The organism is Kribbella sp. NPDC048928 (assembly GCF_043197975.1).
Classification (GTDB): Bacteria; Actinomycetota; Actinomycetes; order Propionibacteriales; family Kribbellaceae; genus Kribbella.
Window position 1 is genome coordinate 595,716 of sequence record NZ_JBICUC010000004.1, and the last position, 17,010, is coordinate 612,725.

Below are 17,010 nucleotides of genomic sequence, written 5' to 3' on the forward strand. Positions count from 1 at the left end.
TCACCTGCCCCGCCGCCAGGTCCTCAGGACCGCCGGCGCACTGGGCCTCGGTGCCGCCGCCGCGGGCGCTCTCAGCACGACCGCGGACGCCGCCACCCGAGCCAGTACCCGAGCCAGTTCAGGCACTGGTACGCCGGATAAGTTGAAACCCATGGGCGCACACCACGGCAAGCTCGAGATCCGCAAGGACCCGTTCGGCACCACCGAGGACGGTCAGCAGGTGGACGTGTACACGTTCACCAACGGCCGGGTCACCGTATCGATGCTGACCTGGGGCGCGACCTTGCAGCGGATCGAGACGCCGGACCGCCGCGGCCGGACCGAGAACATCAGCCTCGGCTTCGACAACCTGCCGGACTACGCGAAGCTCAGCCCGTACTTCGGCGCCACCATCGGCCGGTACGGCAACCGGATCGCCAAGGGCAAGTTCACGCTGGACGGGACGGCGTACCAGATCCCGGTCAACAACGGCGAGAACGCGCTGCACGGCGGCACCATCGGCTTCGACAAGCGGGTCTGGAAGGCGGCCGTCGTCCAGGACGACAACAGCGTCGGCGTCGCGTTCACCTACGTCAGTCCGGACGGCGAGATGGGCTTCCCCGGTGAGCTCACCAGCACCGTCACCTACACGCTGGACAAGCGCGACAACCTGCGGATCCAGTACCACGCGACCGTGGCCGGCAAGCCGACCGTGGTGAACCTGACCAACCACTGCTACTTCAACCTGCTCGGCGAGGGCAACGGCACGATCTACGACCACGTCCTCGAACTGAACGCGCCGAAGTACACCCCGGTCGACGTGAACCTGATCCCGACCGGCGAGATCGCCGCGGTCGCGGGCACGCCGTTCGACTTCAGCAAGCCGACCGCGATCGGCAAGCGGCTGCGCGGCGACCACCAGCAGCTGGTCTTCGGCCGCGGGTACGACCACAACTTCGTCCTCGGCGGGCACGCGGACCACGACGGGATGCGGCTGGCCGGGCGGTTCTGGGAGCCCGAGCACGGTCGCACCATCGAGGTGCACACCGACCAGCCCGGGGTGCAGTTCTACAGCGGCAACTTCCTCGACGGCACGTTCCTCGGCATCGGCAACAAGGCCTACCGCCAGGGCGACGCGTTCGCCTTCGAGACGCAGCACTTCCCGGACTCGCCCAACCAGCCCAACTTCCCGTCCACGGTCCTCCGCCCCGGCGAGACCTACGAATCCACCACGATCTACTCGTTCGGCACCAAGTAGTTCTTGGTCCGCCACGCAGGCACAAGTGCCCGAAAGCGGCCTTCGAGGGTCGTTCGACCCGGGTTCTGCCTGCGTGGCGGTCCAGCACCGACGCGCCGGGCTCCAGGCAAGGGTTACCTAACTTGCCTAGGCTTGGGCGCATGGCCGACCCGGTGTTGCAGATTCCGTTCGAGGATGCGTTTCGGTTCGATCCGTCACCGACGTTCGCCGAGCTGCGGGAGGGCCGGCCGGTGGCGCGGGTCCGGACGCTGGCCGGCGCCGAGGTCTGGCTGGTGACCCGGTACGAGGACGTGAAGCTCGTGCTGGCGGACCCGCGGTTCTCGCGGGCCGCGGTGGTGAAGCAGGGAGCGCCGCGGGTCGCGCTGGCCAAGCCGATGCCGAACAGCCTGACCACCACCGATCCGCCCGAGCACACCCGGCTCCGAGGGTTGGTCGTACCAACGTTCGCGCACCGCAAGATCGAGCGCACCCGGCCGTGGGTCGCGGAGCTGTCCGCGCAGCTCGCCGAGGACGTCGCGCAGGCGGGTGACGGCGCCGACATCCGGCAGCTCGTGGCGCTGCCACTGCCGATCCAGGTGATCTGCCAGCTGCTCGGCGTACCGTACGAGGACCGCGCGACGTTCCGGGAGTGGACCGAGCTCGGGTACAGCATGAAGATGGCCGAGAAGGACCTGGTCGAGGACGCCATGACCAACCTGACCGCGTACATCGAGGAGCTGGTCACGAAGAAGCTGGCGAACACCGACCAGCCGGCCCAGGATCTGCTCGACGAGCTCGTGCGAGCACGCGAAGAGGGTGACCGGCTCAGCCAGGAAGAGCTGATCGCGTTCGGCGTGAACCTGCTCGTCGCTGGGCACGAGACGTCGGCGAACCAGATCTCCAGCTGTGTCGCGACGCTGCTGCGCTGGCCGGAGAACTGGGCCCGGCTCGTCGAGGACAACAGCCTGATCCCGTCGGCGATCGAGGAGCTGCTGCGGTTCAACCGGTTCAGCGAGGTCGGTCAGCTGCGGGTCGCGGTCGAGGACCTCGAGCTGCACGGCGTCCAGATCAAGGCCGGCGAAGGCGTGATGGCCGCGCTCAACTCGGCGAACCGGGACCCGCGGGCGTACGAGGCTCCGGACGAGCTGCGGATCGACCGTACGGACAACAAGCATCTGTCGTTCGGCTTCGGGCCGCACTTCTGCCTCGGCGCCCAGCTGGCGCGGATCGAGCTGCAGGAGTCGCTGCTGGCCCTGGTACGCCGGTTCCCGCGGCTGAGCCTCGCGAAGCCGGCCGAAGAGCTCGAGTGGCGTCGCGTACTGGTGAGCGGCCTGGCGGAACTCCCGGTAACCCTCAACCTCTAACCACTACGTCCGAAGAAGTGTGGCCCAGGTGCCACACTTCTTCGGACGTAGGTGTCAGTTCTGCGAGGTGAAGACGAGGCCGTGCTCGGCCTCGTACTGCTCGATGAAGCGCTTGGCCATCGGCTCGCTGCAGCTGAGCGCGGTGGCCAGGTTCTTCGCGGTGCGCTCGTGACCCTCCGGCCAGTCGCCGAGCATGTTCCACGCCCGGGTGCGCTTCTTCTCGAGGTCGGTCGGCTCGGCGACCTCCTCCTCGGCCGGCTCGGCCTTCGGCGTGGTGATGAGCGCCGGCGGCTGCGGGTCGGCCGGCCCCGCGAACGGCGACGGCGGCTTCGGCTTCTCCACCAGGGGCTCGGCCTTCGGCTGCGGGGCGAACGGCTTCAGACTGCTGCTCGCCGTACCGTTCACGACGTGCTGGGGCTCGCTCTCGTCCTCGACCACGACGGCCTCGGACACGTTCCCGCTGTCGGTCGGGTCGGGCTGGTCCACGATCGCCATCAGCTCGCCGGTCCACGCGTCGTCGTCGCGCAGGCCCACGCCCGTACCGTCCGCACGACGCGGCTGGCCGCCTTCGAGCACCCACACAGCCGCCGGTACGCCGGGGCGTTGTTCGGGCTCCTCCGGGGGCGGTGAGATCGCCTTGGTCAGCTTGCTGGTGATGACCTCGTAGTTGATCCGCTCCTCGAGCATCCCGGCCAGCCGGTCCGGGTCGTACGTCGTCTCGGCGATCTTCGCCAGCCGCTCGTCCTGGTGCTCCGAACGGATGTACTCCGCGACGGTGCCGGCAATCGCCTCGCGGCGACTCCGGTTCCGGATCTGGTGGTGCGCCGCGCGGAGGCTCTCGTACAAGGTGTAGCCGTGCTCGATCGCGAGCGAACGGGCCAGCCAGGTGACCCGCGGCTCGCGGGCCCACTGCACCAGGCCGTACACCGGGCCGGTGTCGCGCATCTGCCCCGCACGGCGGAGCGCGTCGCGGCGCCGGGCCGAGCTGTGGATCAGCCAGAGCACGTAGGCGAAGGCGGACAGGCCGCCGAAGCCGAAGGCCAGGAACCGCTCCTCCGGACGCCAGTGCCCGACCACGTTGAAGACGACCGCGACGAGCGCCGCGAAGAACGACATCGCGCGGTACGCATAGGCCTGCTCGCCCTTGCGCCGCCGCAGGTCGGCGAGCGCGGCGGTGGCGACACCACCGAGCTCGAGCACCGCGACTGCGGGCGTGACGAGAATGATTTTGAGCAACGGCGAGAACCCGTCGCTCGGCCAGGGGATGTGGGTCACGCCGGCCCAGACCTGGCCGACCAGAGCCGCGGCAGCCGCGGTCGCGTAGAAAGCGTAGGCGACTTTGTCCGCACCGGTGAGGGGTACGTTGACCAGTTCGCCACTACTGGGATTGCTGGTGTTCTCCTGCAAGACGTGCTCTCCTGACCGGTTTGGGCTCTCCGGCAGTTCGTCGGTTGGGTGGTACGGCGGCCCCCATATAGCGCGCTGCAAGAGGCTACCGGGTTTCATAAGCTCAGGTCCATGTTCCCAACTCTGCGATCACTGCCCGACCCGTCCGCACTGGCCGCACACCTCGGCGACCGGTACGGTCTCGCGTTCACCCGGTGCACGCTGCTCCGGTCGCTGGTCAACGACGTGTACGAGCTGGCCACCGACGACGCCCAGTACGTCCTCAAGCTGTACCGGCGCGACTGGCGCGGAGCGGACGAAATCCGTTGGGAGACAGGGCTTTCGGCACATCTGTACGCGGCCGGCGTCCTCGTACCGGAGGTGCATCAGCTGCCCGACGGCGACACGGTCGGGCTCCTCGAGACACCAGAAGGACCTCGGCCGTTCACGCTGCTCGAGTACGTTGTGGGCAGCAAACCGCGACCGCCGTTCACCGACGAGTTGTACGTCGCGTTCGGCGCGCAACTCGCCGCATTTCACGATGCCGCGCAGAGCTACACGTCCCCGTACTTCCGGCGGCCGGCCGAGGTCGCGCAGCGGCTCGACGAACCGCTCGCGGAAATTCTCGCGGTCGACGACACGGAGGAAAACCTGCTCCGGTCGCTGGCAGGTGCAGTACGGAACAACATCGCGCAGTACTCAAAGGCAGGAACCTGCCACGGTGATGCGTCGATGGACAATGTATTGCTGACAGAGCAGGGACTTCTGCTGCTCGATTTCGACCTCTCCGCGCCCGGGCCGTTGGCCGCGGATTTCGCCGGCGTCGCGACCACGCCGCACTGGGAGGCGTTCAAGGCCGGGTACCGGACGCGGCGGCCGATCACCGACGAGGACGAGGCGGTGATCCCGTACCTGCAGGTCGTCGGGCGGATCTTCAATCTGCGGTTCCACCTCGTCGACAAGCCGCGGTTCCGCGGCAGCGAGTCGCGGGACGAGGGGTGGGCGGCGGCCGAGCTGGAAGGGTTGCGCGCGGCGGCAGACGTACTGCTCTGATCTGAAGTTGCCAGCTAGGTCCCCGGAAACGCGAAGCTCCACCGAGGGGTCGGCGCGGATGCTGGGGCCGTGAGGGTTGCGGCGCGGTCGTTGAGTGTGCGGGTCGCGGCGGCGATGGTGGTGCTGGTCGCTGTGGTGAGCATCGTGATCGGCGCACTGACGACCGCCGCGATCAGTTCGTACCTGACCAGGCAGCTCGACGGGAAGGTCGCCGCCACCCAGGGACGCGCGATCGGCGCGCTGCACAACGGCGGCCCGCCGCCGGACGCCCCGCACGGTCAGGACGCCGGAACCGTGACGATGTACGCGGATTCGTCCACGGCCGTCGGCAGCGTCATCACCGCGGACGGCGAGCTCACCGAGCTGTCACAGCAGGCGATCGACGCCCTCGACCGGGTGGCCGTCGGGCAGATCCGTACGCTCGACCTCCCCGGACTCGGCGAGTACCGCGTGCACGCGTCGAGCGCCGGACCGATCACCGTCGTCGTCGGCCTGCCGACCAAGGACATCCAGAACACCGTCAACAGCCTGATCGGCTGGGAGGCGCTGTTCGGTGGCATCGGCGTACTGACCGCGGGCGGCGTCGCGATCTTCGTCGTACGGCGGCAACTCCGCCCACTGCGCCGCGTCGCGGAGACTGCCCGCGAGGTCGCCGCGCTGCCACTCGACACCGGTGAGATCGGCGTGACGGCGCGCGTCCCGGACCAGCTCACCGACGAACGTACCGAGGTCGGCCAGGTCGCGGTCGCGCTGAACACGTTGCTCGGGCACATGGAGAACGCGCTCGACGTTCGGCATCGCAGTGAGCAGCAGGTCCGGCAGTTCGTCGCGGACGCCTCCCATGAGCTCCGTACGCCGCTGACCACGATCCACGGTTACGCGCAGCTGAGCATGCACCAGCGCGACCCCGAGTTCTTCACGCACGCGATGGGCAAGGTCATGGTCGAGACCACCCGGATGGCGTCGCTCGTCGAGGACCTGCTGCTGCTCGCCCGGCTGGACGCGGGGCGGCCGCTCGACCGGCGTCCCGTCGACCTGTCCCGGCTCGCCCGCGACTCGGTCGCCGACGCCGAGATCGTTGCCCCCAGCCACCACTGGGAGCTCGACCTGCCGCCCGATCCGATCATCGTGATCGGCGACGAGCAACGCCTGCACCAGGTCGTCACCAACCTGCTCACCAACGCCCGCCGCCACACCCCACCCGGTACGACGGTCACCATCACCGGCGCACGCCGCGACCACGTTGCCGTACTGACCGTCCATGACGACGGGCCGGGCATCCCCGCCGATCTGCTACCGAATGTGTTTCAGCGCTTCACCCGCGCCGACACCGCCCGTACTCGCGCCACCGGCGGCACCGGCCTCGGCCTCTCGCTCGCCGAGTCCATCGCGCACGCCCACGCCGGCACCTTGACGCTGACGTCCCAACCCGGCAGCACCACCTTCACCCTCGCCCTACCGGCGTGATGCGGACCGCCAGGCCATCACAATCTCCACCCGCGAACACCGTCAGGCGGGCGCGAAGCACGGCGGCCCGATTGTGATGGCCTGGCGATCCGCCACCTCACGCCCAGGGGGCGCCGAGTTCGCTGAAGAGGGCGAGGTCGTCGGAGGCGCGGTCGATCCACTTCTCCACGTCGCGCAGGATCGGGCGCCGATCCAGGCCCTCACCTTCCCAGTCGACCAGTTCCGGCGGGATGACCGCGGGATCCGGCGCCGTTCGCACCGCCTCGACGACCCGAGTGAAGCCACCGGTCGCCGCCAACGGCACGTACAGCGGCACCGACGGGTCGGCCCGATGCGCGAGCAGGTTCTCCAGGAGATCGGCCCGGCCGTACTTCACGCCGTCGATCAGATCCGCCTGGTACGTCAGCACCGCGCGCCGCTTCGACCCGTGCACGATCACCGACGCCTCGAGATGCTCGGTCGCGCACAACGTGACCGCGATCAGGATCTTCGTACCGCGGCTGGTCGTGACCCGCACCGACGACGTGTCGTCGGACTCGATCGGGTTCGCCCGGTACAGCTCGGTCTCGATCGACCGTACGTCGTCCACGCCGGTCGACCCGTCCAGCAGCAGCGCCGCCGCGGCCGCATGCGCAAGCGGATTGGTCACCGCTCCGTCCACCACGTCGACACCGTCAAGGCGCCGTTTCCCGGACCATCGGGCGCGCTGGAAGTAGCGGGCCGTACGCACCCACTTCCCGGTCGCGCTGATCCCGCGGATCTCACCGAGCTCTCCGTCGGCGATCATCCGCGCCAGCGTCAGCGTGGCCTCCGACGCCTGCGCCTGGAACCCGACCTGGCAGGCCCGCCCGGTCTCGGCGACCACCGCGGACAGCTGCTCGAACTCGGCCAGCGACGCGGTCGGCGGCTTCTCCAGCAGTACGTCCGCGCCGGCGCGCATCGCCAGCGTGGCCAGCGGTACGTGGGTCTGGATCGGCGTACAGATCACGACGACGTCGACCTCGGTGGCGGCCAGCAGGTCGTCCAGGCCCGCGAAGACCTGGACGCGCGCGGGCAGGTCGGTGGCGCCCTGCGGATCCGCGACCGCCACCAGTTCGGCCCGGCCGGCCTCCGCCAGCCGGGCGACGTTACGGACATGGGACGCGCCGTGGCCGTGGATTCCCAGCACGGCCACGCGGACCCCCGTCATCGGCAATCAGTTGCCAGCAGCAACACTATTTGAGCCCACCCTTGACCTCATCCAGGAATGCCTTGGCCGCAGCGTCCGGCGTCTGCCGTCCGAACAGTACATCGGTCGTGTAGCGCTGGATGATCTTCTCCACCTGACCGCCACCGACCGGCGGCGCGGGCGACGGGTCGCCCAGGTCCGGCTTGATGTCCTGGATGAACTTCGCGGTCGCGGCGTCGGCCGGCTGCAGCTTCGGCGTCACCGCGGTACGGATCTCGGTGTTCGGCGGCACACCCCGCTCGGCCAGCAGCACGTCACCGGCCGCCGGGCTGTTCGCGAGGTAGTTCACGAACTCCGAGGCCTCCTTCTGGTGCTTCGACCGCGACGAGATCGACCAGAACATCGAACCCTTGTAGTAGGAGCCGTTGTCGGCCGACTTGCCGTCGGTGCTCGGGATCCGCAGCAGCTTCAGCTGCTGGCCGGTCGCCTTGCTGAACGCGACCAGCTGGTTGCTCCAGATGAAGCTCATCGCGAGCTTGCCGGTCGCGAACGCGGACTGGTCGAGCGACGCGTTGATGTCCTGCGAGACGGCCTCGGCCGACGGGATCGCCTTCTGGTCACGCAGTTTGAGGAGATACTTGAAGAAGTCTGTGGTCTTCTCCGGCGAGACGCCGAGCTTGCCGTCCTTCGTCCAGAGCGACTCACCGTTCTGCCGGGCCCACAGGTTCAGGCCGGCCTCGTTCGTGCCGAGCGGTCCGGTACCGGTGACTTTGCCGCCGCTCTTGGTGGTGATCTCGGCGGCAGTCTTCGCGAAGTCGTCCCAGGTCCAGGTCTTGTCGTCCGGGATCGCAACGCCGGCGGACTTGAACAGGGCCGGGTTGACGACGACCGCGAACGAGTTGATGCCCGCGTTCAGCCCGTACAGGCCGCCGTCGAACTCGCCGGCGCCGAGCGTTTCCGGCTCGAACTTGCCGGTGTCCAGGCCGTCGGCCTTCTTCAGGTCGAGCAGCGCGCCGCGGTCGGCGTACTCGCGCAGGTACTTCTCGTCCATCTGGATGACGTCGGGGGCGTCGTTGGCCGCGACCGTGGTGGCGAGCTTGTCCCAGTAGCCGGACCACTCGCCGAACTCGCCCTTGATCGTGACGTTCGGATGGTCCTTCTGGTACGCGTCGATCACCTGCTGGGTGAGCTTGGTCCGGGTGTCCGATCCCCACCAGGTGAATCGGAGCGTGACCTTGCCGCCGGCGTCCGACGATCCGCCCGGACCGCCGGAGTCGCCGCCACAGGCGCTGGCCGCGAGCAACGTCGTGGCCAGCGCCAGCGCGGTCACTGCGCGTGGGATGTGCCTCATGGGGTGCACCTTTCAGGGAGTTACTTGAGGCCGGCTTACTTGATGCCGGTGGTGGCGATGCCCTTGATCAGGAACCGCTGGCCGAGCAGGAAGGCGAGGAAGACCGGGACCAGGGAGACGACCGACATCGCGAACATCGATCCCCAGGACGAGCTGGAGGTGGAGTCGATGAACGACCGCAGCGCGACCGGGACGGTGTACATGTGCGGGTCGGTCAGGTAGATCAACTGGCTGAAGAAGTCGTTCCAGGTCCAGATGAACGTGAAGATCGTCGTGGTGGCGAGTGCCGGCACCATCAGCGGCAGGATGATCCGCAGGAAGATCGAGGCCTTCCCGCAGCCGTCGATCCGGGCGGCCTCGTCGAGCTCGCGCGGGATGCCGCGGATGAACTGCACCATCAAGAACACGAAGAACGCGTCGGTGGCGAGCAGCTTCGGCACGATCAGCGGCAGCACCGTGTTGATCCAGCCGAGGTTCGAGAACAGGATGTACTGCGGCACGATCACCACATGGATCGGCAGCATGATGCTCAGCAGCATGATCGCGAACCAGAACTTCTTGCCGTTGAACTCGAGCCGGGCGAACGCGTAGGCCGCCATCGAGCAGGACACCAGGTTGCCGACGATCGAGCCGAGCACCACCAGCGCCGAGTTCAGCAGGTAGCGGGTGAACGGCTCGGTCAGCGCGTTCCAGCCGACGCGGTAGTTCTCGATCCGCAGGTCCTTCACCAAGATGCCGGGGTCGCGGAAGATCTCGTTGCCCGGCCGAAGTGAGCTGACCACCATCCAGATCACCGGATAGAGCATCACCAGGGCGGAACCGGCGAGCACGACGTGGACCACCAGCGGCCGGATCCGGGCCCAGGTGAGGCCTCCGGCTCGGCGGGTGGCGACCGCGGTGCGCAGCGTTTCAGTCGTCATAGAACACCCAGTACTTCGAGGCGAAGAAGTTCGCGGCGGTGAAGACCCCGATGATCACGAGCAGGAACCACGCCATCGCGGAGGCGTAGCCCATGTCGAAGTTCCCGAAGCCACGGTCGTAGAGGTACAGCGTGAAGAACATCGTCGAGTCCGACGGCCCGCCGCTGCCCCCGGAGACGACGAACGCCTGGGTGAACGACTGGAACGCGTGGATGATCTGCAGCACCAGGTTGAAGAACACGATCGGTGTGAGCAGCGGCAGCGTGATGCTGAAGAACCTGCGCAGCGTGCCGGCACCGTCCACGGCCGCCGCCTCGTAGTACATCGTCGGGATCTGCCGCAGGCCGGCCAGGAAGATCACCATCGGCGAACCGAACGTCCAGACGTTCAGCACGACGAGCGTGCCCAGCGCCGTACTCGGGTCGGAAATCCAGCCTTTTCCGTGGATTCCGAAGATGTCCAGGACCTGGTTGAGCAGGCCGGTGGTGCCGAAGACCTGCCGCCAGAGGATCGCGATCGCGACACTCGAGCCGAGCAGCGACGGCAGGTAGAAGATTGATCGATAAAACGCCATCCCCCGGACGCCGCGGTCGAGCACCACGGCGAGCAGCAACGCGATCGCCAGTTGCAGCGGGACCGACACGAACACGTACGTGAACGTCACCTTGAGCGAGTTGTGCAGCCGCTCGTCGGACAGCATCCGGATGAAGTTCTCCAGGCCGATCCACTTCGGCGCCTGGATCAGGTTGTAGTCGGTGAACGACAGGTACAGCGAGGCCAGCATCGGCCCGATCGTGATCAGGAACAGCCCGACCAGCCACGGCGCCAGGAACAGGTATCCGGCCAGGTTGTCCTTCTTTCCCCCTGCCTTCGCACCCGCCTTCTTCCCCCGCAGACTGCCCAGCTCGCCCAGCGCACTCATGGTCACCTCTCTCCCGTTCCCGCCGTCCTCCGGCGCCTGGCGGGCACGGAAAACGCTTGCCTTGGCCGGTCAAACTAGTCCGAGAAACCGGTTTATGCAAGAGTTCGCAGGCGTCCGGAATGTCCGGATGCGGACGCGCGCGCCGCCCTGCGGCAACGCCCCACCCGTGCTGGAGTGGCGAGGTGGACGAGGACCTCCTGACCCTGCTGACCGAGGCGAGCCGGAAACAGATTCCGAAACTGCTCGGCAACGACCAGAACGTTTCCGAAACTGCTCGGAACGTCGCCCGCAACGCCCGCCGGCTGGTTTCCGGGTACGTGTGGGACAGGTCGCCGTACCAGCACGACGCCACTCTGCTCGAACCACTGGCCTGGCTGGTGCAGCAGCTTGTCGTACGGCAGCACGCGGACGGCCTGTACGACGTGGGCAACCTGCATTCGCCGCCCGACACCGCGTTCGTGATCCAGGACGTGTGCATGTCGTACGCGCTGCTCGACGCGGACGCGCGGACCGAGACCACCGCGATGCGGGCGGCGCTCGCCGCGGTGATCAAGAAGGCCGGGCCGCCGTTGGCCAGTGGCGGCGTGCACACGCCCAACCATCGGTGGGAGGTGTGCGCGGCGCTGGCTCGGGTGCACGAACTGTTTCCGGATCCGCAGTACGTCGCACGGATCGAGGAGTGGCTCGCCGAGGGCGTCGACGCGTACTCGGACGGGATCTACAGCGAGCGCAGCTCGACGTACGCCGCCGAGGTCACCAACCCGAGCCTGCTGACGATCGCCCGGCTGCGCGACAAGCCGGAGCTGCGGGAGTACGTCCGCCGGAACCTCGAGGTCACGCTCTACCTGCTCGAGCCGAACGGCGAGGTCGACACGACGGCCTCCCGGCGCCAGGACCAGAAGGGCGTGCGCGACGTCTGGTGGTACCTGCTCCAGTTCCGCGAGCTGGCCCTGCACACCGGCGACGGCCGATTCACGTCGGTGGCCAAGAGCATCGAGGCGCGCGGCGCCGGTGAGCCGGGCGACTTCCTGAGCGACTTCCTGGCCGACGTGCTCGAGCGGCCGGAGCTGTCCGCGGTCCTTCCCGCCGCGCAGCCGGCCCCGGACGACTTCGTCCGGCACCTCCCGTCGCAGGCGTCGGCCCGCATCCGGCGCGGCGTCCGGACCGCGACGATCTTCGGTGGCACGGACTTTCACGACGTCCCGGTGATCGCCTCGGGGCTGTCCACGAACCCGACGTTCTTCAAGCTCCGCAACGGCGCGGCGATCCTCGATTCGGTGCGGCTGGCGCCACAGTTCTTCGGCACGGGACATTTCCGCAGCGCCGGGCTGGCCCGCACCGGACCGAGCACGTTCAAGCTCCAGCAGGAGGTCCAGGTCCCGTACCACCTGCCCTTGCCGCCGTCGTACCGGCGAACGGGTGGTCAGTACGAGCTGACTCCGGACGGACGGTTCTACGCGGCGATGGAGTTCGGCGACCGTCCGAAGCAGTACAGGTCGTTGCGGACGGGGATCAGGGTGGTCGAGCTGGCGGACGGCTTTGAGCTCACGTTCGGTTTCGACGGCGACGAGACGGCGTACGCGATCGAGCTGTGTTTCCGGCCCGGCGGCGTACTGAGCGGCGTCGAGCAACTGGATGCTGCAGGCAACTACCAGTTGGTGTCGGGCACCGGCAGCTACACGGTCGGCGACGACCGGATCGAATTCGGACCGGGCAGCGGGCCGACCCGGGTCACCATGGACCCCGGCGAGCACTACACCTACCTCGGCGGCAACCTCACTCCCGCGGGACTCCGCGTCTACCTGACCGGCCACACCCCCGGCGCCCAGGTGTTGAACCTCCGCGCCCCCCTCACCCATTGACCGAATTCCCCATTGCGCCGAGTCGTGGCGTTCGGCCGGACCAGCAGAGAACCCTCAACACGAGCAGATATGCGTTCGTGGTGTGGGTTCTCCACCGTCATACCGGCGAAGAACCCACCACACGAGTGGACAACCGCGGGTCGCCTAGCTGCGGGCGGCCTGATGGATCAGCCCGCTGTGTGGATGACGGTCTCCAAGGTGCCGTTGTGGGGGATGCGGAGGACGTGGACGCGGCGGCGCTGGTCGCGCAGGTACGTACGGGACGAGGTGCTGATGGTTGCGGGGCGGGGGCCTTGCCAGGTGATCGTGATGGTGGCCTTGCCGCGGCGGATGACGATGCTGTCGGCGGTTGCGGTCCGGGTCTGGTTGTAGGGGACGACAGTTCCGTCCGAGAACACGACCTCGTCGTCCGGCTGCAGTACCAGCGGGATCTGCTCGGTGGCCGCGCCGATCGCGGTGACGCGACGGCTGACGGAGTGCGATCCGACAAGCAGTTCGGTCGCGATCGAGCCGTCGGGGGTGCGGTAGCGGACCAGGTCCTTCGATGGGTACTCGGCGACCAGGTTCGTCTCGGCGTCGGACTTGCCGTCGCGGACCGTACCCCAGGAACCCGTTGCGGTCTGCTGCGCGTGGATGACGGTGCCCGCGACCGGATGCCACAGGAATCCGGTGCCGGCCTTCACGCCACTCCCCTGCCGGTCGCCGAAGAACGCGCCGAGATACAGCCCGGGACGCCGGACGTAGAGATAGTCCTGGTTGCCGTAGTCGTCGTGCCGCCGCTCGGTGAAGTGGTCGCTGCGCAGGTACGGGATGCGCGCGATCGCGGCCTGTTTGGCGGCGCGGCTCGGCATCGTCTCGCCGTACGGCGCGTGCGCGATGATCCGCGGGGACGTGTCCTGCTTGGCGAGGGCGGGCACCGGCGCCGGGTCCGCGGCCCACGCCTTCCGGCTCGCGGTCTGGTCTTCGCGGGAGGTGAAGAACGCTCCGAGGTCCGGTGCGACCGGGATGAAGTGCGAGCCGAGGATCGTACGGTCCGGGTCCGGGGTGATGTCGTCGTAGAAGGCCTCCGCGGTCCGGTCGGAGACGGCGTAGTACGTCAGCCAGCCGCAACCGTCCGGTTCCCGGAGCAGGTTGTAGCCGAACCAGTCGGCGAACTTGCGCGTCATCGTGGCGAGCTGCGGGTTCCGCGTCAGCAGGTAGAGCTCGGCCATCTCCGGGAGCATGACCTCGAAGTTGTAGTTGATGTCCATCCCGCGCGGGTCGTAGAAGAACCCGGCCGGGCTCTGCGCCCACTTGGCGATGAAGCGGATCCGGTCCTGCAGCTTCAGCGACCGGTCGTGGTCAGGCAGCAGCTTCAGGGTGAGCGCCGATCCGGCCACGCCCGCGGTCGCCTGGTTCGTGTACTTGAACGGGTCGTCCCACACGACGGAGTTGCCCGGATCCAGGTACCAGTCGACTCCCTTGCGCAGGGCAACTTCCAGCTGGGCTCGCCGGTTCGGGAGTGCGTTGGCCTGGCGAAGGTTCGCCAGCGTCTTGGCCAGGTAGCCGATCCCGAAGCCACTGGACGCCTTGCCCTGCTCGCCGGCGTGGTACTCCGGCCAGGAGCCGTCCGGGTTCTGCAGTCCGATGTAGTGCTGCAGCGCGGCGTCGAGGCGTCCGAGTAAAGCGTTTTCCCGGAAGTATGGGTTCCAGGTGCGCTGGTTCGAGTAGAACCAACTGAGCGTGAAAACGTGTTCCTGAACGCGCGAGTTGTAGGGCTGCGCGGGCGTCCGCCACCACCCGCCGCCCATGAAGCCGTACGGATCTGTGTCGACGATGTCGTTGCTCATCGGCGCAAGGATCCTCAGATACCCGGCGAACCGCTGCTCCACCGGAGCGAACAACCGCCGGTCGGGCGCGCCGGCCGGCAGGTTGGGCAGCAGCGGAAGACCGGCAGCATGAGCAGTCACAGAGCGGGCTCCTGGCAGCATCGTGGAGGCGACGCCCATCCCGGCGGCGCCAAGCAGGACGGTACGACGTTTGACGGACATGGTGGATCTCCTCATCGGACGGTGAGAACGGAGAACTCGGGCTCGGGCACGCTGCGGCCGGTGCGGACGTCGGCGACTGCTGCGCCCCACTGCGTGAATTCGGGCGTCTTGTCGCGGTAGCCGCGATTGCCACGGAAAACGATGTCGCGACAGTTCCGCAGACCGACCCCGTACGGCGCAGGCCCGAGCACGGTGGCGACGCGGAAGAAAACGGAGTTTCCGAACCGCAGCCGCTCGCACTGCTCGAGCTCGAGCGCCTGCGACTGCCAGCCGTAGATGTGGTCCTCCGTCTGCAGGCCGAAGAAACTCCAGCCGGAAACGTGCCGGAGAACGACTTCCCGGTACTGGTGATGTTCGATCGACAGCTCGTACGCCGACGTCGGCACGGCCGAGTGCTCGACGAGCAACCCGTTGTCGGCCCAGCCGTTCGAACTCCAGATGTTCGACAGCACGCCGCCCCCGCCGCGCACCCAGACGCCGTACTTGTGCTTGCCCTTGTAGCTGTAGCCGGGATCGCCGCTCGGTACGTCGTCCGGATGCCACTTCACGAACTGTGTCGCGATGTCGGCCAGGTACGACCCGCGCCCGGATCGCCAGCTCACGTTCACGGCACCCGGGGTGTTCCGGGCGGTGTCGAGCCCGAGACCGTGGATGATGTTCCGCCCGCCGGGTGCGGTCTCGACGAGCGCCCGCGGCCGATCCGGATCACCGAAGTACGGCGTCCCGTCGGGAGTGCGCAGCCAGGTCTGGCGCGGATGCAGGCCGATCAGGTTCGACCCTCTCCGCAATCGCAGCGTTCCGGCGAGCAGATATTCGCCGATCGGCACGAAGACGGTCTCGTGCCGATCGACCGCGGCCTGGAAGACCGGCAGGTCGTCGGCGGTGCCCGACCCGACCGTCCGCCCCATCCGCGCCGCGACGTCGTGGATGCTCACCCACGTGGATACCGGCGGCAGGTCCGGCACGTCGCTCTTCAGCACACCGGGATCCGCACGCCCCGCCGACATCACCACACCATCGGTCCGCGCCTCGCGTGTGGTCAACGCGTCGGTGATCCGGAGCCCGTAGCTCAGGTCGATCCCACCGTCGCGAGCCGCCGTACGCTGCCCGCTCTGCGCCAGCGTCAGGATTGTCGGAGTGCGGCGGACAACGCTGTTCACCAGGTTCAGCTGGTTGCTGTTCCGGATCCGTGCATCAGTGGCCCCGGGCAACTGATCGCTGTCGTTCATGACGATGCCCTCGGCAACATTATCGAGGACGCAGTTCTGCAGGTAGAGATGCAGGAACTGCCCGGCCACGCACTCGGCGCCGCGCGGGACGCCGGCAAGCACCGTCCGGACGAGCACCAGCTTGGCGTCGTTGTTCGCCCGGATCGCGACCTCCCGCTGCCCGCTGAAACGACAATCCAGCAGCGTGGTCGGCCAGCCCGCCGAGGCGGCGTACGCGTTGAAGCCGACCGCCCCGCCGCGGACGCGCACCCGTTGGATCAGGTTCGCGTTGTGGTCGATCCCCGCGAACCCGTCGCCCACCTCGAGGTCCAGGTCCTGCAGAATGCACAACTGCGCGCCACCGAACCGGACCGCGATCGCTTGCGGATTGCCGGCGCCGATCTCGACGTCGACGTTGATCAGGCCGGAGCCGAACGTGTCGTTGTTCGCGTACGTGACCGGGCCGCCGATCGGACGGCGCCGGAACGAGAACACGTCGCGCGGCACCGTACCGGCGTACCCCGGACTGTTCGGTGCGAGCACGAACCGCGGCCGCTGCCGGCCGAACCCGATGATCCGTACCGAGTCGTGCACGTCGACCGGCGCCGACAACCGGTAGGTGCCCGGCGGCACCAGGACCACGCCGCCGCCGTCGCCGAGCGGGAAGTCACGGACCCCGCCGAGGATGTCACCGAGCCGGTTGGCGATCCCACGCCGCGAGGCCTCGTCGACCGCCGCCTGCAGAGCGCTGGTCGCATCCGCACCGGGCGCGACGCTTCCGAGCACGACTGCACCCGGGTCCGGTGGACAAGCGTCGTATGCCGACCCGAACCCGACCGACTCGCCAAACCCGGCCGACCCAGCGGACCCAGCGGACCAAGCCGACCCAGCAGGCGCGGCGTACCCGGCCGACCCGGCAGTCCCGGCAGGCCCGGTGGTTGCTGCGGCCGGCTGGGTGGTGCGGACGACCCCGGCGGTGACCGCGGCGGCGGTCAGGCCGGCGAACCGACGGCGACTCAGCATCAAGCTCTCCTCACTGCGAACGGGCGGGACTACGGAACGG

The 17,010-nt window shown here is 68.2% G+C and carries 12 protein-coding genes; 5 read left to right on the forward strand and 7 right to left on the reverse strand.

The annotated features are described in order from the left end of the window. The first annotated feature begins 151 nt into the window (after window positions 1-151). Together ACGFI6_RS20830 and ACGFI6_RS20835 are read left to right on the forward strand one after the other, a co-directional pair. Window positions 152-1,237, forward strand: coding sequence for an aldose epimerase family protein (locus ACGFI6_RS20830; protein ID WP_393120799.1), 1,086 nt, complete (start codon window positions 152-154; stop codon window positions 1,235-1,237). A 140-nt stretch (window positions 1,238-1,377) separates the two neighbouring features. Beyond that, the gene (locus ACGFI6_RS20835) at window positions 1,378-2,580 is read left to right on the forward strand and encodes a cytochrome P450 (protein ID WP_393120800.1); all 1,203 of its coding nucleotides are present in this window, start codon (window positions 1,378-1,380) and stop codon (window positions 2,578-2,580) included. A 54-nt stretch (window positions 2,581-2,634) separates the two neighbouring features. Here ACGFI6_RS20835 and ACGFI6_RS20840 read toward each other — a convergent pair whose 3' ends face one another. Further along, window positions 2,635-3,987, reverse strand: coding sequence for a hypothetical protein (locus tag ACGFI6_RS20840; RefSeq protein WP_393120802.1), 1,353 nt, complete (start codon window positions 3,985-3,987; stop codon window positions 2,635-2,637). Between the two features lie 111 nt (window positions 3,988-4,098). On the opposite strand from ACGFI6_RS20840, the gene ACGFI6_RS20845 reads away from it, so the two are divergent. Next, window positions 4,099-5,019, forward strand: a complete 921-nt coding sequence (locus ACGFI6_RS20845; protein WP_393120804.1) for a phosphotransferase enzyme family protein — start codon at window positions 4,099-4,101, stop codon at window positions 5,017-5,019. 69 nt (window positions 5,020-5,088) lie between these two features. Beyond that, on the forward strand, window positions 5,089-6,486 hold the full coding sequence (locus ACGFI6_RS20850; protein ID WP_393120806.1) for a sensor histidine kinase: 1,398 nt from the start codon (window positions 5,089-5,091) through the stop codon (window positions 6,484-6,486). Window positions 6,487-6,583: 97 nt separating this feature from the next. On the opposite strand, the gene ACGFI6_RS20855 is transcribed toward ACGFI6_RS20850, so the two are convergent. Genes ACGFI6_RS20855 through ACGFI6_RS20870 form a run of 4 tightly spaced genes read right to left on the reverse strand, consistent with a single transcriptional unit; the run spans window position 6,584 to window position 10,847 of the window. After that, complete coding sequence (locus ACGFI6_RS20855; RefSeq protein ID WP_393120808.1) at window positions 6,584-7,675, reverse strand: Gfo/Idh/MocA family protein; 1,092 nt, start codon at window positions 7,673-7,675, stop codon at window positions 6,584-6,586. Between the two features lie 25 nt (window positions 7,676-7,700). Continuing rightward, complete coding sequence (locus ACGFI6_RS20860; protein ID WP_393120810.1) at window positions 7,701-9,005, reverse strand: ABC transporter substrate-binding protein; 1,305 nt, start codon at window positions 9,003-9,005, stop codon at window positions 7,701-7,703. A 35-nt stretch (window positions 9,006-9,040) separates the two neighbouring features. Then, window positions 9,041-9,925, reverse strand: a complete 885-nt coding sequence (locus ACGFI6_RS20865) for a carbohydrate ABC transporter permease (RefSeq protein ID WP_393120812.1) — start codon at window positions 9,923-9,925, stop codon at window positions 9,041-9,043. After that, window positions 9,915-10,847, reverse strand: coding sequence for a carbohydrate ABC transporter permease (locus tag ACGFI6_RS20870; RefSeq protein ID WP_393120814.1), 933 nt, complete (start codon window positions 10,845-10,847; stop codon window positions 9,915-9,917). The genes ACGFI6_RS20865 and ACGFI6_RS20870 overlap by 11 nt, the downstream gene beginning before the upstream one ends. Window positions 10,848-11,029: 182 nt before the next feature. Here ACGFI6_RS20870 and ACGFI6_RS20875 point away from each other — a divergent pair, with 182 nt between their 5' ends. Then, window positions 11,030-12,709: a hypothetical protein gene (locus tag ACGFI6_RS20875; RefSeq protein WP_393120816.1), complete on the forward strand. Its 1,680-nt coding sequence runs from the start codon at window positions 11,030-11,032 to the stop codon at window positions 12,707-12,709. A 167-nt stretch (window positions 12,710-12,876) separates the two neighbouring features. Here the strand turns inward: ACGFI6_RS20875 and ACGFI6_RS20880 are convergent, their stop codons facing one another. Beyond that, complete coding sequence (locus ACGFI6_RS20880; protein WP_393120818.1) at window positions 12,877-14,739, reverse strand: hypothetical protein; 1,863 nt, start codon at window positions 14,737-14,739, stop codon at window positions 12,877-12,879. An 11-nt stretch (window positions 14,740-14,750) separates the two neighbouring features. Next, window positions 14,751-16,970 (reverse strand): hypothetical protein, encoded by a 2,220-nt coding sequence (locus ACGFI6_RS20885; protein WP_393120820.1) that lies wholly within the window; start codon window positions 16,968-16,970, stop codon window positions 14,751-14,753. Window positions 16,971-17,010 lie beyond the last annotated feature (40 nt).

Coding starts and splice junctions, on each gene's coding strand:
- ACGFI6_RS20855 (WP_393120808.1), bottom strand. CDS start 7,675: ATGACGGGGGTCCGCGTGGCCGTGCTGGGAATCCACGGCCACGGCGCG.
- ACGFI6_RS20885 (WP_393120820.1), bottom strand. CDS start 16,970: ATGCTGAGTCGCCGTCGGTTCGCCGGCCTGACCGCCGCCGCGGTCACC.
- ACGFI6_RS20835 (WP_393120800.1), top strand. CDS start 1,378: ATGGCCGACCCGGTGTTGCAGATTCCGTTCGAGGATGCGTTTCGGTTC.
- ACGFI6_RS20865 (WP_393120812.1), bottom strand. CDS start 9,925: ATGACGACTGAAACGCTGCGCACCGCGGTCGCCACCCGCCGAGCCGGA.
- ACGFI6_RS20845 (WP_393120804.1), top strand. CDS start 4,099: ATGTTCCCAACTCTGCGATCACTGCCCGACCCGTCCGCACTGGCCGCA.
- ACGFI6_RS20830 (WP_393120799.1), top strand. CDS start 152: ATGGGCGCACACCACGGCAAGCTCGAGATCCGCAAGGACCCGTTCGGC.
- ACGFI6_RS20870 (WP_393120814.1), bottom strand. CDS start 10,847: ATGAGTGCGCTGGGCGAGCTGGGCAGTCTGCGGGGGAAGAAGGCGGGT.
- ACGFI6_RS20880 (WP_393120818.1), bottom strand. CDS start 14,739: ATGTCCGTCAAACGTCGTACCGTCCTGCTTGGCGCCGCCGGGATGGGC.
- ACGFI6_RS20860 (WP_393120810.1), bottom strand. CDS start 9,005: ATGAGGCACATCCCACGCGCAGTGACCGCGCTGGCGCTGGCCACGACG.